The 16,681-nt window shown below is 54.0% G+C and carries 15 protein-coding genes; 11 read left to right on the forward strand and 4 right to left on the reverse strand.

Annotation, left to right across the window (positions count from 1 at the left end; all coding sequences use genetic code 11):
- Positions 1–409: 409 nt before the first annotated feature.
- Entirely contained in the window at positions 410–1,141 is a 732-nt protein-coding gene (locus MCM46_08560) for a GNAT family N-acetyltransferase (protein MCG3111857.1), read from the reverse strand.
- A gap of 329 nt (positions 1,142–1,470) precedes the next feature.
- Here MCM46_08560 and MCM46_08565 point away from each other — a divergent pair, with 329 nt between their 5' ends.
- From MCM46_08565 to nadD, 7 genes are all read left to right on the forward strand, one after another.
- Complete coding sequence (locus MCM46_08565) at positions 1,471–1,887, forward strand: response regulator transcription factor (GenBank protein ID MCG3111858.1); 417 nt, start codon at positions 1,471–1,473, stop codon at positions 1,885–1,887.
- A 250-nt stretch (positions 1,888–2,137) separates the two neighbouring features.
- A complete protein-coding gene (gene rplU / locus MCM46_08570) occupies positions 2,138–2,449 on the forward strand; it encodes a 50S ribosomal protein L21 (protein MCG3111859.1) in 312 nt (103 codons plus the stop codon).
- A 127-nt stretch (positions 2,450–2,576) separates the two neighbouring features.
- Positions 2,577–2,834, forward strand: coding sequence for a 50S ribosomal protein L27 (rpmA, locus tag MCM46_08575; GenBank protein ID MCG3111860.1), 258 nt, complete (start codon positions 2,577–2,579; stop codon positions 2,832–2,834).
- 73 nt (positions 2,835–2,907) lie between these two features.
- Positions 2,908–3,969, forward strand: coding sequence for a GTPase ObgE (gene obgE / locus MCM46_08580; GenBank protein ID MCG3111861.1), 1,062 nt, complete (start codon positions 2,908–2,910; stop codon positions 3,967–3,969).
- A 13-nt stretch (positions 3,970–3,982) separates the two neighbouring features.
- On the forward strand, positions 3,983–5,119 hold the full coding sequence (proB, locus tag MCM46_08585) for a glutamate 5-kinase (GenBank protein ID MCG3111862.1): 1,137 nt from the start codon (positions 3,983–3,985) through the stop codon (positions 5,117–5,119).
- Positions 5,109–6,380, forward strand: coding sequence for a glutamate-5-semialdehyde dehydrogenase (locus MCM46_08590; protein MCG3111863.1), 1,272 nt, complete (start codon positions 5,109–5,111; stop codon positions 6,378–6,380). The genes proB and MCM46_08590 overlap by 11 nt, the downstream gene beginning before the upstream one ends.
- A gap of 90 nt (positions 6,381–6,470) precedes the next feature.
- Positions 6,471–7,145 (forward strand): nicotinate-nucleotide adenylyltransferase, encoded by a 675-nt coding sequence (gene nadD, locus MCM46_08595; protein ID MCG3111864.1) that lies wholly within the window; start codon positions 6,471–6,473, stop codon positions 7,143–7,145.
- 58 nt (positions 7,146–7,203) lie between these two features.
- Here the strand turns inward: nadD and MCM46_08600 are convergent, their stop codons facing one another.
- Positions 7,204–7,560 (reverse strand): hypothetical protein, encoded by a 357-nt coding sequence (locus MCM46_08600; GenBank protein ID MCG3111865.1) that lies wholly within the window; start codon positions 7,558–7,560, stop codon positions 7,204–7,206.
- Between the two features lie 72 nt (positions 7,561–7,632).
- On the opposite strand from MCM46_08600, the gene MCM46_08605 reads away from it, so the two are divergent.
- Together MCM46_08605 and gpmI are read left to right on the forward strand one after the other, a co-directional pair.
- Complete coding sequence (locus MCM46_08605; GenBank protein MCG3111866.1) at positions 7,633–9,000, forward strand: tetratricopeptide repeat protein; 1,368 nt, start codon at positions 7,633–7,635, stop codon at positions 8,998–9,000.
- Positions 9,001–10,557, forward strand: coding sequence for a 2,3-bisphosphoglycerate-independent phosphoglycerate mutase (gene gpmI, locus MCM46_08610; GenBank protein MCG3111867.1), 1,557 nt, complete (start codon positions 9,001–9,003; stop codon positions 10,555–10,557).
- A gap of 29 nt (positions 10,558–10,586) precedes the next feature.
- Here the strand turns inward: gpmI and MCM46_08615 are convergent, their stop codons facing one another.
- Together MCM46_08615 and MCM46_08620 are read right to left on the reverse strand one after the other, a co-directional pair.
- Positions 10,587–11,036 (reverse strand): CBS domain-containing protein, encoded by a 450-nt coding sequence (locus MCM46_08615; GenBank protein ID MCG3111868.1) that lies wholly within the window; start codon positions 11,034–11,036, stop codon positions 10,587–10,589.
- Between the two features lie 88 nt (positions 11,037–11,124).
- Positions 11,125–12,081 carry a diguanylate cyclase gene (locus tag MCM46_08620; protein ID MCG3111869.1) on the reverse strand — a complete coding sequence of 319 codons (957 nt, stop codon included), beginning with the start codon at positions 12,079–12,081 and terminating at the stop codon, positions 11,125–11,127.
- A gap of 314 nt (positions 12,082–12,395) precedes the next feature.
- On the opposite strand from MCM46_08620, the gene rnr reads away from it, so the two are divergent.
- A complete protein-coding gene (gene rnr / locus MCM46_08625) occupies positions 12,396–14,543 on the forward strand; it encodes a ribonuclease R (GenBank protein ID MCG3111870.1) in 2,148 nt (715 codons plus the stop codon).
- Between the two features lie 178 nt (positions 14,544–14,721).
- Complete coding sequence (locus tag MCM46_08630) at positions 14,722–16,674, forward strand: ATP-binding protein (protein MCG3111871.1); 1,953 nt, start codon at positions 14,722–14,724, stop codon at positions 16,672–16,674.
- Positions 16,675–16,681 lie beyond the last annotated feature (7 nt).

Raw genomic sequence — 16,681 nt, forward strand, 5'->3', positions numbered from 1 at the left:
CTATACACGAAAGAGGATTATGCGGAAGTAGATCCCATTCTTCAATCTCATTACGGTCGATTTAAGACCCAGATCTGGTCGGAAACTTATCGACAAGCCTCCTCCCCAGGCGAGTTAAAATTTATTAGAGATGCGGACACATTCGGCTTATCGGAAGGGATTACGCTCGGTGTCGCTTGCCATCGAAGCGGGGTCGGGAGCATCTTCTCCTTCGCGGGCCAATCGATGTCGGATCATACCCGTCACGCCACGATACTCGAATATCTTGTGCCCCACCTTCATGTCGCACTGATGCGAACCCTCTCCCCCTCCTCCACCCAAAATCCGGATCTCTCACATCGTGAGCGAGAGGTTCTGGATTGGATGAAGGAAGGGAAAACGAGCTGGGAAATTTCCCACATCCTTCACATCAGTGAACGGACAGTGAATTTTCATGTCCAAAATATTCTTTCAAAACTTCAGGCTTCGACCCGTGGACACGCCATTGCCCTTGCGCTACAACAGGGGCTGATCGGACCGTAGCCATCCATTCTAGAAATTCAGGCTGGCGACTCCGATTGTGGGATCGAAATGCCTCCCAATCCAGAATAGCGGCCATTGAGTTTGCGCCCGCCGGAGGGAGACATTTCACCGGACCAATCGGCGTCGAAATAAACCCCAGGAATTGAAGGATTCTCCAAAAACGCTTCTCGACTTCGAGATAGGAATACCGGACGTTGTTGACGAGGGTCCACTGATAGAGCCCTTTGAGAAGGATGTTCAGATAGCGGGAAGAGAGTCCTTGTTCTTTTGCGGAGGGGGTTATCGCGAGCCTGGAAATTTCGGCGGTATCGATCTCTTTGCGGATCTGGTATCCGGGGGCAACCAAATCGGAAAAATCGGTCTCCAACATGAAGGGTTGGTTCGGAGGGAGGAGACGGATCATTCCCAGAAGCGTATTCTCTTCCGAGAACAGTCCCAGCAATGTTGCAAACGAATCGTACCGGTCGATCTCCAATCCGGTCGAATTGGCTGGAACCCAGCCGAGAGTCTCGCAAAAAATCTCATACCGCAGCCGGTAAGCCTGCAAATACTCTTCTTCCGATTCAATCGATCTGATCCAACATCCATCTTCATAAAACTGAATCGTTCGATAATCCATTTTTTCCTCCATTTGTGAAAGGGTGAAATGACGGGGATACAAGCCAAGGCTACCTGAAGACGACGAATCTGCCGACCTGTTAGAACTGACAGGTGACTTTTTAGGCGAGCCCGATAGAATGCACATTGAAATAAACTGAGAAGAACATTCATTGAAATAGGAACTTTCTTATCGCGAAGGACTGGAAAGAACATCGAGTAGATTTCTTGAAACCGGGATCTCTTTTCTTTTTGTCTCTTGACGAGAAGCGCGTGGAACCGTGATGGGTGTAAACCTGCCTTATTTATAGAAGTGGTAGAACCGACGAACAACATACCGAGAGGGAAACGATGATGTCGTCAGATAACATTAAGGATGGGCTTAAAAACCATCAGGAAAGTCTTGCAAAATTTGCGCAGGGTCAAGAAATAGAAAAAAACAAAATCACGGGAACACCTTATTTAATGTCTCCCCACAGCGGCAAAGAAAACGAAAAGACGACGGAAATCGTCGAAAAACCGAAGACGAAAACGAAGCGACAAATGCCTCACAAGAGGCCCCTTACGAAACGGGAAGCGGAAATCGTTCGCTTGATTTCGGGCGGATTGAGAAATAAGGACGTCGCAAAAACACTCGGAATCAGCGTCAAGACAGTTGAAACTCATCGGGTAAACATTATGAACAAGCTTGCCCTTCAGAATCTTGCACAGTTGATACGTTATGCCGTTCAGAACGGGCTCATTCATATTGAAGTAGAAAATAAGTAGTCCGGTCGATACCAGCCCAGCCCTTCCGGAGCCAGCCCTCTACCTCTAGACGTTATGTTTTGCCGTAACGACCTATTGATTTTTATCGTTCAATTTCTGTTCCCTAAAATCCGTTATCGTTCGGCCTATTCCCCATCCGAGTGATCGACTTCCTTTCCCTATCCTTCTATATGCCGGAAACTTCTTGACAAAAAGGGTGAAATCGTGTTTAATAACTTTTTTTGAAGGACCAGAAAAAGGGAGATTGGAAATGCACGCAGTGATGGAAACAGGTGGAAAACAGTATCGGGTGACCACCGGTGATGTCGTTCAAGTGGAAAAATGTATCGGTCAGGTCGGCGATAAGGTTGAGATTCGATCCCTTTTGCTCCTGCAGGATGATCAGGGAGTCACCGTCGATCCCGAACAGATCAAAACCGCCAAGGTGGTCGGTGAGATTCTCCAGCAAGGCCGGAATCGCAAGGTGGTTGTCTTCAAGAAAAAGAGACGAAAGAACTATCGGAGAACGCAGGGCCACCGGCAGGCATTCACCCGTCTGAAAATCGTCGAAATTGTTTCATAAATAAGCGAGCGGCCGGGTTCCCGGCGCGAGCGCGGGGCGTGGGGGCATTGGAGGATGGAGTGGCGCTCCGTTCGCGCCTCTCCACCGCACAGGCCCTCACATCTAATAGACTTAAGGAGTTAGAGAAATGGCACATAAAAAAGGGGTTGGCTCCTCCCGAAATGGCCGCGACAGCCACTCTCAACGGTTGGGAGTCAAGCGGTTCGGTGGCGAGCAGGTTTTGGCCGGTAATATCTTGGTCCGGCAGAGGGGGACCCGCATCCATCCCGGCTTGAATGTCGGAATCGGAAGCGACGATACGCTCTTCGCCAAGATCTCCGGCGTTGTTACGTTCGAGCGGGTTGGAAGAGATAAAAAGCGGGTCAGCATCTATCCCTCCTCGTAACGCTCCTTTCCACCCTCCTCTCCCTCATTTTAGAAAGCGCCTTTAGGGCGCTCACATTCCGATTGGAATCGCTGTGTTTATCGATCAGGTTAAAATCTACGTCAAGGCCGGCGACGGGGGGGACGGGTGCGTCAGCTTCCGGCGGGAAAAATATGTCCCGCGCGGCGGCCCCGACGGGGGGGACGGGGGTCAGGGGGGGGATGTTTTTCTCGAAGCTTCCCCTGAACTCTCGACCCTCATCGATCTCCGTTACCAGCAACACTACATGGTCAAGCGGGCCGAAAACGGAAGCGGGCAAAACCGCAGCGGGAAAAACAGCCCCGATCTGATCATTCCCGTTCCCGTCGGAACGACGGTTCGCGATGCGCAAACCGATGAACCGATTGCCGATCTGACCGAGGTGGGCCAGCGGGCGTTAATCGTCCGGGGAGGCCGCGGGGGACGGGGTAATTCCCATTTCAAATCCCCTACCCGACAAGCCCCCCGCATTGCGGAGCCGGGGCAAAAAGGAGAAGAACGCTGGCTGCAGCTGGAGCTGAAGCTCCTGGCCGATGTCGGCCTGGTCGGCCTTCCCAACGCCGGAAAATCGACCCTCATCTCCGTGATTTCAGCCGCCCGTCCGAAGATCGCCGACTATCCGTTCACGACCTTGGAGCCGAATCTGGGGGTCGTGACCTGGGGCGGGACGCGCGACCAGGAATATCACTTCACCGTAGCCGACATTCCGGGACTGATCGAAGGAGCCCATGAGGGGAAGGGGCTGGGGATTCAATTCCTAAAACACATCGAGCGGACATTGCTTCTCCTCCATTTGGTAGACGTCTCGGAGATGGGAACGGAAGATCCGCTGCACGATTTTGAAGTGGTCCGGGCAGAATTGTCTTCGTATCATCAAACGTTGGCCGAGAAGCCGTTCATCGTAGCGGCCACCAAAATCGATGTCGCCGGTGAGGGGGAGAAAAAAGAGCGCCTGCGCCGCTACTGCAAACAGAAAAAAATCCCCTTCTTTGAAATCTCCGCCGCCACAGGAAAAGGGATCAAACCGCTCATTCGCACGCTCGGGAATCAGGTCGAGCTCCTCCGAAAAACGAGAACCACCCCGCCGGTCGCCGCCGACGGCGAATCCATTCCTTAACTCGGAGACCGGGATGTCTTCGCCGCGACAGCGCCTCCATAAAAACAAACGGATTGTCATCAAAATCGGCAGCAGCATCATCGCTTCGCATGAGAAGGGCCTTCGCGAAGAGCGGATGGCGGAGATTGCCGAAGAGGTGTCTATCCTCCGGTCCGAAGGACACGAGATCTTCTTGGTCTCCTCCGGCGCCATCCTCTGCGGGATGGAAAAGCTGGGTCTGACACGCCGGCCGAAGACGATCCCCCTCAAACAGGCCGCCGCGGCTGTCGGGCAAAGCCGGCTGATGTGGGCCTATGAAAAACATTTCGAGAAGTTTCAAATCAACGTCGCCCAGGTTCTCCTGACGCGGGAAGACATTGCCGATCGAAAACGCTTCATCAACGCCCGAAACACCCTGATGACCCTTCTGGAACACGGCATCTTGCCGATCATCAATGAGAACGACACCGTTACGGTCGATGAGATCAAGCTGGGCGATAACGATCACCTCGCCGCGCAAATTACTCATCTCGTCGATGCTTCTTTGTTGGTGATTCTCTCCGATGTCGACGGCCTCTTCACCGCCGATCCGAGAAAAAACCCGGAAGCCACCTTGATTCCGCTCATCGAGGAGATCACGCCGGAGATCGAGGGAATCGCCGGCGAGCCGGGGGCCATCAGCGGCACCGGCGGCATGGCAACCAAAGTCCAGGCGGCCAAAAGCGTCGCCGCCTACGGGGTGACGACCCTGATCGTCAATGGAACCGCTCCCGGGTTGATGCAGCGGGCCTTTCAGGGAGAATCGATCGGGACCCTCTTCCTACCGAAACCGGTCCGCCTCACCTCCAAGAAGCATTGGATCGCCCACTCCCTGAAGGTGAAAGGAGAGGTCGTTCTCGATGCCGGCGCGGTGGAGGCGATCTTGAAAAAGGGGAAGTCGCTCCTCGCCTCCGGCATCCGCGAGATTACCGGAAAATTCGAGGTCGGCGACGCCATCCGATGCCTCACTTCCGACGGGAAAGAGATTGCAAAAGGCTTGACGAACTACAGTGCGTCTGAGATGATATTGATCAAAGGAATTCATTCTTCTCAGATCGAGAAAAAGCTCGGTTACAAGTCGACCGATGAGGTGATTCATCGGGATAATTTGGTGATCCTCAATGGGGCTTAAAGAAACCCTCAGAGAACAGGCGCAACGGACAAAAGCGGCGGCGCGAAGCCTGGCAAAGTGCTCGTCCGAAGTGAAGAATCGCGCCCTTCTCGCCATGGCCGAGCGCCTGGAGCGCGAAACCGCTTCTCTTCTGACCGAAAACATGAAAGACCTCGAAGCGGGGAAAGAAAAGGGGCTCGCCGGACCCCTTCTGGAACGGCTGACCCTCACGCCGAAGCGAATAACGGAAATGGCGGCCGGGCTGCAGGAAGTGGCATCCCTTCCCGATCCGGTCGGCGAGGTCCTCAAGATGACGCGGCGGCCCAACGGCATTCAGGTCGGCCAGATGCGGGTTCCGATCGGCGTGATCGGCATCATCTACGAGTCTCGCCCGAACGTCACCGCCGATGCGGCAGGCCTCTGCATTAAGTCTGGGAATGGGGTGATTCTCCGGGGCGGATCGGAGGCGATTCACTCCAACATCGCCATTGCGCGCCATTTGGACGAGGCAGGCCGCGCGGCCGGACTTCCCCCGCATGCTGTCACGCTGGTGGAAACGACCGCTCGCCAAGCGATCTTCGATCTTCTCACCTTTGATGACCTCATCGACCTGATCATCCCCCGCGGCGGAGAAGGTTTGATCCGCACCGTTGTGGAACACTCCAAGATCCCCGTGATGAAACATGACAAGGGAATCTGCCATACCTTCGTTGACGAATCGGCCGACCTTCAAATGGCTGAAGAGATCTCTCTGAATGCGAAAGTCCAGCGCCCCGCCACCTGTAATGCGATGGAGAGCCTCTTAGTCCATCGGAAAATCGCGCCGTCGTTCCTCCCCAAAATCGCAAAGCGACTGCAAGAGGCCGGTGTGGAGATCAGAGGCTGTCCGGCGACAATAAAACTCCTGGAGGGAGGGAGCGGATCCAAAATCGTTCCGGCCAGTGAGATCGACTGGAAAACCGAATATCTCGATTTAATTCTCTCGGTCAAGGTCGTCGACTCGATCGAATCGGCGATGGCGCATATCGCCACCCATGGATCCCAGCACTCGGAAGCGATCATCACGCAAGATTATGCGCACGCCATGCGATTCTTGAACGAGGTCGATGCCTCCGCCGTCTTCGTCAACGCCTCGACCCGCTTGAACGACGGTTATCAGCTCGGCCTCGGCGCTGAAATGGGGATCTCCACCAGCCGCATCCATGCCCGCGGCCCGATGGGTCTCGAAGCGCTGACCTGCATGAAATTCATCATCTTCGGGGATGGACAAATTCGAAAGTAATCGTGATTCGCTATTCGTTCAATGTTAAACGTAAGAACGGATTGCACGAATAACGATTCACGTTTAACGATTCACGTCCTCTTATGAACTATGCGCATCGGCCTTCTAGGCGGCACCTTCAACCCGATCCATAACGGACATCTCTATATCGCCGAGGAGGTCCGGAAAAAACTTCATCTTGATCGGATTCTTTTTATCCCTTCCGGAACGCCACCCCACAAAAAGGAAAAAACGATCCCTCCGGCAAAACATCGCCTCGAAATGACCCGGTTGGCCCTATTGGGCCATCCCGATTTCGAGCTCTGTGAAATTGAAGTCAAACGACCGGGCAAGTCGTATTCCGTAGAAACCCTCTCGGAGCTGAAACGTCTCCACCCCCACGACAGGCTCTTTTTCATCATCGGCACGGACGCCTTCGTTGATCTCCCGACCTGGAGGGAGCCCGAACGCCTCCTCTCGCTCTGCGATTTTGTCATTGTGACCCGCCCAGGCCATCCATTCTCGCAATTTCCCGATATCGGACCGCTACAAAAGATCCAAAAGATCGATTCGAGCCAGCTCCTGGAACTCGACCACCTGGGCAAGGGAAGTGTGACAATTCCATTAACATCAGGGACATCGATCCACTTTCTTTCGATTCTTCCCAGCCCGATCTCAGCAAGCGAGATCCGAAAGAGGCTGGCGGCCGGAGCGGAGACGAAAAATCTCTTGCCTGAACCGGTGGCCTCATATATAATTAAAAACAAACTCTATGGGGCTTCATAAGGCAGAGATTAAGCGCACTGATTAGATAAGTATAAAGAGGATAACGATTCCTAAGGATTCAAAGAAAGTCCGCACAAAGAAACCGGTCTGGGATGCCAAGGCGAAAGCCCTTCTCATTGCGACGGCCGCCCAAACGAAGCACGCTGAGGAAATTACCGTTTACCAAGTCGGCGACCTGACCTCCCTCGCCGACTTTTTTGTCATCTGCTCTGCGGAATCGGAGCCTCAGATTCGGGCCATCGTCGATGCGGTTCACGACTCTCTCGCTAAAAAGGGCTCGAAGGCGCTTGGGGTCGAAGGCCGCGAGGCGAGCCTTTGGGTTCTCGTCGATTACAATGACGTGATCCTTCATATCTTTAAAAAGGAAGCGAGGGAGTTTTACAATCTCGACCGACTCTGGGGAGATGCCCCGCAACTTCCTTTCCCTTCTTCAGAGCTGGAAGAACCTCCAAGAAAAAAGAAAGAGCGAGGGAGGGTCAGATAGTCCATGCCTCTCTTAATTCTTATTTTCTTCGCCTTCATCGGGATTGTCGGTTATCTCGCCCAACTGAATCCGGAAAAGGTCACCTTTTTCATCACACGCGAGACCTCCTTTGAAATGCCGGTCACCGCGCTGATTCTCTTCTCCACCGCCTTCGGCGGCCTCCTGGTCATCCTCTCCGCCGGCATCCGCGAAACCAGAAACCTTTTTCTCAACTGGAAATACACCCGGCTGCAAAAGAAAGAAGCCCAGATCGAGACCTACTATACCGAGGCGGTCAACGCCTTTCTCGGGAAGCGGTATCGGGACGCCACCCTCCTTTTCCAGAAGGTGTTGGCGCTGAACCCGAATCATGTCAGCACCCTCCTGCGGCTCGGAAAAATCCAGCGAATTGAGAAGAATTTCAATGAGGCGATTCGGCTCCATCGGAAGGCACGGAGTCTCGACGAGCAAAACATCGAGGTCCTCCTCGCCCTCTCGCGCGATCTCGAAGAGGCGCAGCGATTCGAGGAAGCGATTCAGCATTTGAAGGAAATTCTGCACCTCGATGAAACCAACGTCGCGGCGCTCACCCGTCTTCGAGACCTCCATATTCGGCTTCAGCATTGGGAAGAGGCCCATCCGATCCAAGAGAAGATCCTGAAGCTGCCGCTCTCCTCCGAGGCAAGCCAAAAAGAGCGGGTCATTTTCCTCGGAATCAAATACGAAATCGGGCGGCTCTTCCTGCAGCGGGACCAGAAAGAAATCGCCCGGCGCTACTTCAAAGGGGCCATCAAACTTGAAAAGGGATTTTTGCCGGCCTACATCGGCATCGGCGAGGTCCATCTGAAAGAAGGAAAAACGGAACTCGCCGCGGCCCTGCTCGAAAAAGCCTATGAGATGACGGACCATCTCATCTTGCTTCATCGCCTGGAAGATCTCTATCTCGAGATGGGGGAGCCGGAGAAGATTCTGCAGGTCTACCGGAAGGCGATCAATAAAGACCGCCACAACACGGTTCTCAAATTTTATCTCGGAAAGCTCTACTACCGTCTTGAAATGATCGATGACGCCTTCGAGACCTTGGCCGAGATCGACGCCCATGTCGAATATTTCCCCGATCTACACAAGATTCTCGGAAACATTTACATGCGGCGGGGAGAGCCCGAGTCGGCCGTGGAAGCGTTCAAAAAAGGTCTCAAGCTGAAGAAACGGGTCTTGGTCCCCTACTACTGCGCCCAATGCGACTATCACACCATCGAATGGTCGGGGCGATGCCACCGGTGTGGCCGGTGGAATACCTATCAGGCCAATCCAATCCTGGTCGACAAAGCCCACAAGAAAGCCCTCACCGAAACCCCCTATTCCACCCCACATCCCCGGGAGATCATCTAAATGACGCAGAGACCGAAACCTGTCGTCCTGATCATCCTGGACGGCTGGGGAATCAATCCCCGGACCGATGCCAACGCCATCGCGCTGGTCGATCCCCCTTTTTACCGGTCACTCCTGGAGCATTATCCGAACACCTATATCGAGGCCTCCGGCGAGGCGGTGGGGCTCCCCGATCAGCAGATGGGGAATTCGGAGGTGGGACATCTGAACATCGGCGCGGGCCGGATCGTCTATCAAGATTTTACCCGGATCAATAAGGCGATCACCGAGGGAACCTTCTTCAACAACCCGGCCCTGAATGCGGGGCTCGATGCAGCCAAGAAGAGAAACAGCACCCTTCATTTAATGGGGCTGCTCTCCGATGGGGGGGTTCACAGCCATATCGACCATCTGATTGCTCTGCTGGAAATGGCCCGCAAGAAACAACTCCAATTAGTCCGAATTCATCCCTTCTTGGATGGGCGGGACACCCCGCCGCAGAGCGCGCTTCGCTATCTCGACCAGCTCGAGCAGGTCCTTCAGGAAAAACGTCCGGCGGGTGCCGATTGGAAGATCGCGACAGTGATCGGGCGCTATTATGCGATGGATCGAGATAAGCGCTGGGATCGAACCGAGAAGGCCTATCGAGCGATCGTCGAAGGGAAAGGAATCGAGGAGATCTCTGCAAGAGTGGCCGTAGAGAAGAGCTACACTGCGCAGATCACCGACGAATTTGTAAAACCGGTTGTCCTCGTTGAGGAGGGAAAGCCGGTCGGAAAAGTCCTAGACGGGGACAGCGTCCTCTTCTTTAACTTCAGGGCCGACCGCGCCCGGCAGCTGACCCGCGCCATGACACAGAAAGAGTTCACCGGCTTTCCACGAGAGCTCTTCCCACAACTCGCCGCGTTCGTCACGATGACCCGTTATGATGAGACCCTCGATCTGCCCGCCGCCTTCGGGCCGGTTTCGCTCGACCAGATCCTGGCGGAAGTGATCAGCCGGCGGGGGCTCCATCAGCTTCGGATCGCCGAAACCGAAAAATATGCCCATGTCACCTACTTCTTCAACGGCGGCCGTGAGGTCCCATTCGAAGGGGAAGAGCGGATCTTAATCCCCTCTCCCAAAGAGGTGGCGACGTATGATCAGAAACCGCAGATGAGCGCCTTTGAAGTGACCGATGAGGTGGTCCGCCAGATCGAGCGCGGCCGCTTCGACCTGATTGTGTTGAACTTCGCCAATCCCGATATGGTGGGGCATTCCGGCGTGTTGAAAGCGGCGATGCAAGCGGTCGAGGTGATCGATCGATGCCTTGAACGAATCGTCGACAAAACCCTTGCGGCAGGGGGGACGGTTCTGATCACCGCCGATCACGGCAACTTGGAGCAGATGGTCGATTACCAGACGGGGGAGCCGCATACCGCCCATACGACGCTGCCGGTCCCCTTTATTCTGGTCTCTCCGGAAAAGGTCCGGCTTCGGCCCGGCATCCACGCCGATATCGCGCCGACCATTCTCGATCTGATGCAGATCCCGAAGCCTCCGCAGATGGACCACGACTCGTTGATCGTGAGGAGCTAAGCGGGGAAGCGAATGGACCTCAGGTGAAGTCAAAACCACCAGGGGGGCGGGCTTTCCTTCGATTTCAGATAACCCTGTAAGATATCCCTCCTTGCAACCACCCCCACCAGGGTGCCATTCTTATCGACGACCGGCACCCGGATCAGATGTTTCTCCTGAAGCAATTGAATGATCTCTTCCGATAGGGTCTCTTCGGTTACACAGATTGGGCTCACCGTCATGATCTCTTCCGCCGTCACCTTTTCCAGCTCTTTTCCGCTTGTGATCGCCTTGAGCAGATCAAATTCGCTGATAATCCCGACCAATCTCTTTCCTTTATCGACAATCGGCACACTCCCGAATCCACCCATCGTGATTGCGGTCGCAAGCTTGTCTCCGGTTGCATTCTTCGGGTAATAATAAACATCGGTCTGCATGAAGTGGGCGGCCGACATCTTCTTGAAATCCTCTCCCCCCAGCATATAGTCGACGCGTCTCATAACGGTCCCTCCGTGTGAACGATATTTATTGTATCAACTTATCAGGTTGAATTGAAGCCCCCGATTCGATCAGGGAGCGGAAAGAAGCTTACTGGGGATCTTGATTGGATTCACGGACCGTGGCCGATTCCGCACAGTCTCTTCCGTTTTTTTTGGCTTTGTAGAGGGCATAATCGGCGCATTGCATCATCTGATCCATCTCCTTCAAGTCGGGGTCTGGCAGCGCTGCGATTCCGATGCTCAACGTAATTTTTTCCCCCTTTTTCATCTCTTTGAAGCGAAGCTGCTTGACATGTCTGAGGATCCGCCCCGCCGCCTTCACCGCCTCCTCTCCTTTCTGCTGGGAGAGAAGCACCGCGAATTCATCCCCTCCATACCGGGAAACCATATCAACCCCCCGGATCTGCGCCTGGATCGTCTGTGCCGTCTCCTTTAAAACCAGATCGCCGACATCATGGCCGTAAGTGTCATTGATTCTTTTGAAATGATCGACATCGATCATGAGGCAGGTAAATGGCGTCCCATAGCGGCGGTAGCGCTCGAACTCCTGGGCCAGCATCTCCTCGAACCGCCTTCGGTTGAAAAGACCGGTCACCGGATCGGTAATCGCCATCCGCTCGAATTTCCGCATCAGCTCCTCATACTCCGTGTTCTTCTTCTCAAGCTGATCACGGAGGGTCTTCTCGCGGAGGACGGCGTCGATCCGCGCCTTCAGCTCCGAATCATCGCACGGTTTGGTGACATAATCGTTCGCCCCGTCTTCCAGTCCGGCCACCCGCTCCTTGACATCGGTCCGGGCAGTCAAGATAATAATCGGGATCGATTGCGTCTCGGCATTCAACTTTGCCCACCGGCAGACCTCCCGACCGGAGATATCGGGAAGCACCAAATCGAGGAGAATCAAATCGGGCCGCTCAAGTTTGATCAACTTCATCCCCTGCATCCCATTTTCGGCGACCAGGACCTCATGGCCCTCTCTTTCAAGCAGAACCTTAGAGTGTTTGGCCTCAAACGGGCTATCGTCAACGACCAGGATCTTGGCCATTCCTTGCTCCTCGCGACGGGAACTGAATCTGAACACGTATGTATGCCTTCCCCGCAGTCATTTGGGGGAGGCATACGAAGCGGCGGTGTCTTTTCTCTCGGGCCGACGCTCTCCCGAGGCTTGGCGGGAGCGTCAATCTGAGCCAAAGATACCACATCTCCTTGACCTGTCAAGAAAATGAGCCCCTCTAGGGCAAGCTCCGATGAGTGAGAAAGATCACAATCATTGACCTGTGAAATACAACCGGATTGCCCCATGGGGGGACTTCCAACTTCGACGGGGCTTCTGTATAATCATCCCAGGAGTGAATCACCATGCGCATTGAAAAAGAAGCGGTTCTTCGAGAACTGGAGAAGAAATCCGACCACCCCATGCTCCTGAAGGAGCTGATGCGGGCCCTCAAAGTTCCGAAGGATGCGCGAAGAGAGATCAAGAAACTTCTCCGTAAAATGATCCAGGAGGGGGAGATCATCAAGACCCGCGGCAACCGCTACGGCCTGCCGCAGAAGATGAACCTGGTGATCGGCCGTTTGAAAGGGCACCGCGACGGATACGGGTTTGTTATCCCCGAAGCGGAGGGAGAACCCGACATTTTCATCGCCGCCAAGAAAATGGAAGAGGCGATGCACGGCGACCGCGTCGTCGCCCGGATCGAAGCGACCAAGCCCGACGGGCGGCGGGAAGGAAGGGTCATTCGGGTTTTGGAGCGGGCCCGCAAACAGATTGTCGGCCGGTATGAAAAAGGACGAACGGTCGGATTCGTCATCCCCGCCGACAAACGAATCACCAGCGATCTCTATGTCACCCCCGAAAACAGCCTCTCGGCCGAACCCGGAGAAATCGTTCTCGCCGAGATTCTCTCCTACCCGACCAAAACCCGAAACCCCGAAGGAAAGATCATCAAAGTACTGGGGAAGGCGGATGATCCCCGAATCGATACGATGATGGTCGTGGAGTCGTACGGCCTCCCGCGCGATTTTCCGCAGGAAGCGATGCAGGAGGCCGGCAAGATCAAAGAGTCGGTCACCGCCCAGATGCGCAGGGGGAGAGAAGACCTCCGGGATCTTCCGACCGTGACGATCGATGGAGAGAAGGCGCGCGATTTCGACGACGCCATCTCGATTGAGAAGACCCGAAAAGGCTATCTCCTCCGGGTCCACATTGCCGATGTCTCCCATTATGTTCCGCAAGGGTCGGCGCTCGATCGAGAAGCATACGAGCGGGCGACGTCGGTCTATTTCCCCGATGCCGTCATCCCGATGTTTCCGGAGAAGCTCTCCAACGGCATCTGCAGCCTCAATCCGAAAGAAGACCGGCTGGCGATGACGGCGGAGATGACCTTCGACGCCGACGGCCGGCGGGTCGGCTACAAGCTCTATAACAGCGTGATTCAAAGCGACGAGCGGATGACCTACACCGCCGTCCGGCAGATCCTGGTTGACCGCGACGAGAAGGTGCGGGAGCGGTATGCCGCGCTGCTTCCTCAATTCGAATTGATGGAGCGGCTCGCGATGCAGCTTCGAAAGAACCGGCTGGAGCGGGGGAGCCTCGATTTCGATCTTCCCGAGCCTTCGATCGTCCTCAGCCTCACCGGGGAGACGATCGACATCATCCGAGAGGAACGGAATGTCGCCCATCAAATTATCGAAGAGTTTATGCTCGCCGCCAATGAGACGGTCGCTGAACATATGACCGCTTTAGAAGTTCCTTTTCTTTACCGGATTCACGACCCCCCGACGCCGACCCGGATTTTCGAATTTAATGAGCTGCTCAAATCGTTCGGCCTCGTCCTTCGCGATCTGGAAAAAATCCGCCCCAAGTCGCTCTCCGATGTCTTGGAAGTAGTGAAAGGGCGCCCGGAGGAGCGCCTCATCAACCAAATTCTCCTTCGCTCTCTGAAACAGGCGAAGTATTCCGCCGAGAATCACGGTCATTTCGGACTCGCTTCCGAGGAATATACCCACTTCACCTCGCCGATCCGGCGCTATCCCGATCTGGTGGTTCACCGTCTTTTAAAAAAGGCCCTCCATCAACGGATGTCGCAAGACGAGCAGGAAGAATGGGCCCGTCGCCTCCCTGAAATCGGCAAGCATACCTCGGAGCGGGAGCGGGCCTCTATGGAGGCGGAGCGGGAGGTGATTCAACGGAAGAAGGTCAAATTCATGTCGGACAAGGTCGGCGTAATCTACAGCGGCTTCATCTCCGGCGTCGCCGCCTACGGCCTCTTTGTCGAACTGGGCACCTATTTTGTCGAGGGATTGATTCACGTCAGCAATCTACACGACGATTATTACATCTACGACGAGAAGCAGCACGCGCTGATCGGTGAGCATCATCGGCGCACCTTCCGGCTGGGTGACCCGATCCAAGTCCGCGTCGATCGGGTCGATCTGGAGAATTGGCAGATTGATTTCGGTTTGATGGAAGAGGAAAAACCACAGAGGAAGCGCCGATCGAGATAACCCTCCTAGCTTGAACTTGACATCCACAAGCTTATCAATATAAAATCGCACCGTAACTAACCTGCTGCGATTGCCTCTCGATGCTAGGCGGGCATGGTGCCTGACCGGTATCACGTAGGCAAAACCGGCGAAGAGCTGAAGGCCTGGAATATCCGGGACCTAGGCAAAGGAGAATCCAATGTCTACAACTTCCCCCGCTACAGATCTGCCTCGTATCGTTCCCCTCGGTCAAAATCCAGTCAATCCTATGCAGGCACGTCAGTATGCAATGGAATCAAGCCCGGGGATATTGGCTGTCATTTTAGAGCTGACCGAAAACGCGAGAGATAATGCCACTGAAATCACCCTTATTATCGACGTCGAGAAAAACCGCCTAGAAAAGGGGAGACACTACCTAGTACCCAAACGAATTATCTGCCAAGACAATGGCTCCGGATTAACACATGCCGAATTCCTTAACCGCTTTTGCGCCGCCTTTGCTGACTCTGAAAGTCACCACGAAACTGATCGCGCAGGACGTAATGGCGTTGGTACCAAGACGTACCTTTCTATTGCAGGTAAGGTCTTGGTCACCACAACGACAGGACGACAGACAGAAGGTCTCGACGAGCACCGTGAAGTTCTCAAGGACCAGATCCCAGCAGGCTTTAGTCTGCCACATGATGGTGAGCCTGATACTGTTTGGCGCAAATACGAGTTCAAGCTACATAATCGCAGTGCTATAACGGCGGAATGGACAAAGGCCGATGCACATGAAATGGGTACTATCGTAGAATTAGTCGATCTTTTTCGCGGCGTTGAGATCTGCTATGAGACCTTGATCGAGCGGCTTTCGTACTGTCGAGAATGGCTCAGTCATGCAGCTCACCGTTTGACAGTATCTCTTACCGGAAACGCACCTGATTCCCTAAAGGGACGCCGCCTTGTGGTACGCCCCTGGGAACACCCTGTTAAGAATTGGCTCACACAAGCCCAGGGTCGATCGGATAAAATAATAACGATCTATGATCCGACAACCAAAGAATCTCAAGATGTTCTTCAACCAGAAGACCTCCCCGGCGTTCTTGAGATGGATTTTCGCGTAGTAGGCCGAGGCCCTAATGGGCAGATGCAAACCTTGGAACAACCAGCGCTTTTGCTAGAAATCGCTGGTGCCCTTCCCTACGCTCCCAATATAGAAGGGACACTCAGTAGTCGTACGTTGCCTCTTCTCACATTTGTCGGGCTTGAACATGCCAGCTCCATCGGAGCCTTTTGCAATACGATATGCGGCTATGCTCGCATAAACACAATGCCTTTAAAAGAGGCTCTCCGCAACAATAAGACAACACTGGCATCTGGTCCCGGGACTGAATCTGTCGAAGCATTACGGCAGTATCTCGAAAATGTCTTGGGGCATCTACATCGGGCATGGTATAACGCAACAAGAACTTCGATCGATGAGGCGACATCCGATGCTCTCCGTGAGGCAGCGGAAGAGGTAAATTGTGCCTTAAAAGGAGTAAATAAATCTCCATTCAAAGATGGTGACATCCCAGGCGGTACGGGTAAAACAAAAAATGGCAAGCAGCACATGCCAACGAGGCGTCACCGATGGGAGTGCGGTGTATGCGGGAAACGATGGCTTGCCGATGCTGGCTTCACACCACGCGTATGCGCTCAGACGAGTGCCAGCAGTGGGCCGAGTGACGGTTGTGGCTCAAAAGAGATCAGTCTTTCTAAAAATCAGCCCCGTATTGCGGACTGTGACATCCGTATCGAGGAATTAGGCGATCCAAAACTTCCTGCAGTGTTCCAATTCGAGAAAGCCGCGGAAGAGGTCGATATGCCGATCGTCCGCGTGAACCTCAAAAGTCCCCGATATATTGAACTACGTGGGATAGGTCCTATGTCAGGACAGGCCCAGAAGAAACTCAAGCAGTATCTCGTGGATATTTCTCTTGCAGCCATCGCGGAGTTTTATTCCAAAACGAAAGGCACTGACTTTATTGAAGAATGGGGCGAGCTATACTTTAATCGGATGTTGCGCTTGCAAGGTATAAAACAGTACCAATATCAACTTGATAAATTACTCGAATCGAGTTCAGCAAAAACGGAAGATAGAGCTCTAAATAAAGAAACTAAGATCTAACGTTCTT

This window comes from Candidatus Manganitrophus morganii (genome assembly GCA_021651055.1).
Taxonomy (GTDB): Bacteria; Nitrospirota; Nitrospiria; order SBBL01; family Manganitrophaceae; genus Manganitrophus; species Manganitrophus morganii.

Excerpts from the sequence above, each read along its gene's own strand:
- MCM46_08630 (MCG3111871.1), top strand. The coding sequence starts at position 14,722 with ATGTCTACAACTTCCCCCGCTACAGATCTGCCTCGTATCGTTCCCCTC.
- rpmA (MCG3111860.1), top strand. The coding sequence starts at position 2,577 with ATGGCACATAAAAAAGGGGTTGGCTCCTCCCGAAATGGCCGCGACAGC.
- MCM46_08565 (MCG3111858.1), top strand. The coding sequence starts at position 1,471 with ATGATGTCGTCAGATAACATTAAGGATGGGCTTAAAAACCATCAGGAA.
- MCM46_08620 (MCG3111869.1), bottom strand. The coding sequence starts at position 12,081 with ATGGCCAAGATCCTGGTCGTTGACGATAGCCCGTTTGAGGCCAAACAC.
- nadD (MCG3111864.1), top strand. The coding sequence starts at position 6,471 with ATGCGCATCGGCCTTCTAGGCGGCACCTTCAACCCGATCCATAACGGA.
- gpmI (MCG3111867.1), top strand. The coding sequence starts at position 9,001 with ATGACGCAGAGACCGAAACCTGTCGTCCTGATCATCCTGGACGGCTGG.
- MCM46_08590 (MCG3111863.1), top strand. The coding sequence starts at position 5,109 with ATGGGGCTTAAAGAAACCCTCAGAGAACAGGCGCAACGGACAAAAGCG.
- MCM46_08615 (MCG3111868.1), bottom strand. The coding sequence starts at position 11,036 with ATGAGACGCGTCGACTATATGCTGGGGGGAGAGGATTTCAAGAAGATG.
- rplU (MCG3111859.1), top strand. The coding sequence starts at position 2,138 with ATGCACGCAGTGATGGAAACAGGTGGAAAACAGTATCGGGTGACCACC.
- MCM46_08560 (MCG3111857.1), bottom strand. The coding sequence starts at position 1,141 with ATGGATTATCGAACGATTCAGTTTTATGAAGATGGATGTTGGATCAGA.
- MCM46_08605 (MCG3111866.1), top strand. The coding sequence starts at position 7,633 with ATGCCTCTCTTAATTCTTATTTTCTTCGCCTTCATCGGGATTGTCGGT.
- rnr (MCG3111870.1), top strand. The coding sequence starts at position 12,396 with ATGCGCATTGAAAAAGAAGCGGTTCTTCGAGAACTGGAGAAGAAATCC.
- proB (MCG3111862.1), top strand. The coding sequence starts at position 3,983 with ATGTCTTCGCCGCGACAGCGCCTCCATAAAAACAAACGGATTGTCATC.